Source organism: Endozoicomonas atrinae (genome assembly GCF_001647025.1).
In the GTDB taxonomy this organism is placed as follows: Bacteria; Pseudomonadota; Gammaproteobacteria; order Pseudomonadales; family Endozoicomonadaceae; genus Endozoicomonas; species Endozoicomonas atrinae.
Window position 1 is genome coordinate 1 of the sequence record NZ_LUKQ02000514.1, and the last position, 1,753, is coordinate 1,753.

The window sequence follows — 1,753 nt, forward strand, 5'->3', positions numbered from 1 at the left end:
TTCTGGTACTGTTCTGCCTGTATGTAGGGTTGCTGGCACTTTGTCCGGTCCTCTTCATGTGGCACTCCGATATTATGGGGCTGAACTTTACCGGCGGGAGTATCGTATTCCCCTTTACCTATGTACTACTTGATAGCATATCGGAGTTGTACGGCTTTCGTCGGGCGCGTCAGACACTGGTCTATACCGGCAGTTTGCTGATGCTGTTTGGTGGTGCCCTGGCGCTTCAGGACCACTTTCTGGAAGGCTTTATCCATGGTGATCACAGTAACGGCGATCAACAGGCGGTCAATTTTTTTTTCAAGGAGCTGCCGAAAAACTTTTTCCTGCTCGGCCTGAGCATTGTACTGACTGATCTGGTCAACATTTTGCTGTTTCACTGGATACGTCACTTGATGAACAATCGCTGGTTCTGGTTCCGTTCACTGGTATCGACCACCGTTGCTCTGACCATTTTCTCGGTAGTTGGCCCACTCGTTCGCTTTCCGGGATTCTGGAACGATCCTGAAACTCTGGATTTCGTGATTAATGTCACGAAGGCGAAATACCCGCTTGTGTTAGTGTACGTGTGGGTAGGTGTTGCCATTGTTGAGTTAACCCGCTACTGGCGCAGAAACCACGCGAAGTATTGAATAAGCAGTCGTCATGGATGTATTGATGATGGATCGTATCCACTTAGGATAAGTGCCCCGCAATAGCCGGGGCGAGGTAAGCTATCAGGTCATACCGTCAGTGATGATAAAAGCCATGGTCGCTGAGGAAGAACTCAAACAGTTGAACCATCGCATCAACCGGCATCATAATCCCACCGATCCTTTTTACTACACCAATCTGGAAAGCCGCCTTGACCGTAAAGCCTGGCTGGAAAAGCGGCTTTCCGAGTGGCAGGCACTATTAACTGAGTAATCCTATGATTCTGGCAACCGACCCTAAGCGAATCGCTTACATCAGGAAGATTGATAGTTCTCATTGGCAGGAAGGTGAGGCAGCTCAACCATGGGCAGAAGGCCATGAATAACGCTCTGTTTGATTTCCTCGCCGACCATGATCTTGATGACCTTCCAGATGGTGCCTGGCAACAGATGATTGAGGATGCCGTGGAGGAATGGAACCGGTTATTCAAGACCAAATACGACCCTTATGATACCTGGCTGGCTTATATTGAGCGAAAGGCTGAATTGCAAAATGAGACAGCAGGATGAATTGACCAATGACGCCTGAACAGCGAAAACTACTGGACGAACTGGAACCTGAACATCACCTTTCGTTAGACTCGAAACGAAAGGTGTGGCGTGTTTATGCCTATGGTACGACGCATCAGTTCACAGCCAATAAGCTCGGTGGTATCGAAACGGCAAAAGCGGTGGCGCTGGCCTTTCGTGACAGCCTGCCTGCCGAGGCTTTAGAGCTGAAAAAGCCGTTGCTGGCGCAGGCTCGATCCAAGGCTGTGGGTGTCAGTAAGCAGACTAAGCCCAATGGCGAACTTTACTGGCGAGCAAAGTGGATTGAACTTGATCCGTCCGACCCGCTGGGTCAGCGGACAATTAATAAATACAAGAATTTTTCCATTAAGAAATACGGCGACAAAGAAGCCTACAATATGGCGGTCAAGTACCGGGAAAGGGTGATTTTTGAACTGGGGGTGGTAGGGGGAAACTGACGGACAAAGTAACCTTTTGTCCGGGTAGATCAGACCGTAGGGCGAATGGATCGGGCCATTGAGTTAAACAAGGCGTTAACAGACCTTTGCTCC

The 1,753-nt window shown here is 49.4% G+C and carries 4 protein-coding genes; all 4 read left to right on the forward strand.

What is annotated here, in order from left to right; genetic code table 11:
- On the forward strand, nt 1–632 hold a 632-nt coding region (locus tag AK963_RS28545), incomplete at its 5' end, for a VUT family protein (protein ID WP_066018667.1).
- A 100-nt stretch (nt 633–732) separates the two neighbouring features.
- Entirely contained in the window at nt 733–906 is a 174-nt protein-coding gene (locus AK963_RS33925) for a hypothetical protein (RefSeq protein WP_175404712.1), read from the forward strand.
- A gap of 104 nt (nt 907–1,010) precedes the next feature.
- A complete protein-coding gene (locus AK963_RS28550; RefSeq protein WP_066018668.1) occupies nt 1,011–1,202 on the forward strand; it encodes a hypothetical protein in 192 nt (63 codons plus the stop codon).
- A gap of 8 nt (nt 1,203–1,210) precedes the next feature.
- Nucleotides 1,211–1,660, forward strand: a complete 450-nt coding sequence (locus tag AK963_RS28555) for an AP2 domain-containing protein (protein ID WP_066018669.1) — start codon at nt 1,211–1,213, stop codon at nt 1,658–1,660.
- Nucleotides 1,661–1,753: the final 93 nt, after the last annotated feature.

What these genes read in the sequence shown, in the direction of transcription:
- AK963_RS28550 (WP_066018668.1), top strand. Translation starts at nt 1,011, where the DNA reads ATGAATAACGCTCTGTTTGATTTCCTCGCCGACCATGATCTTGATGAC.
- AK963_RS28555 (WP_066018669.1), top strand. Translation starts at nt 1,211, where the DNA reads ATGACGCCTGAACAGCGAAAACTACTGGACGAACTGGAACCTGAACAT.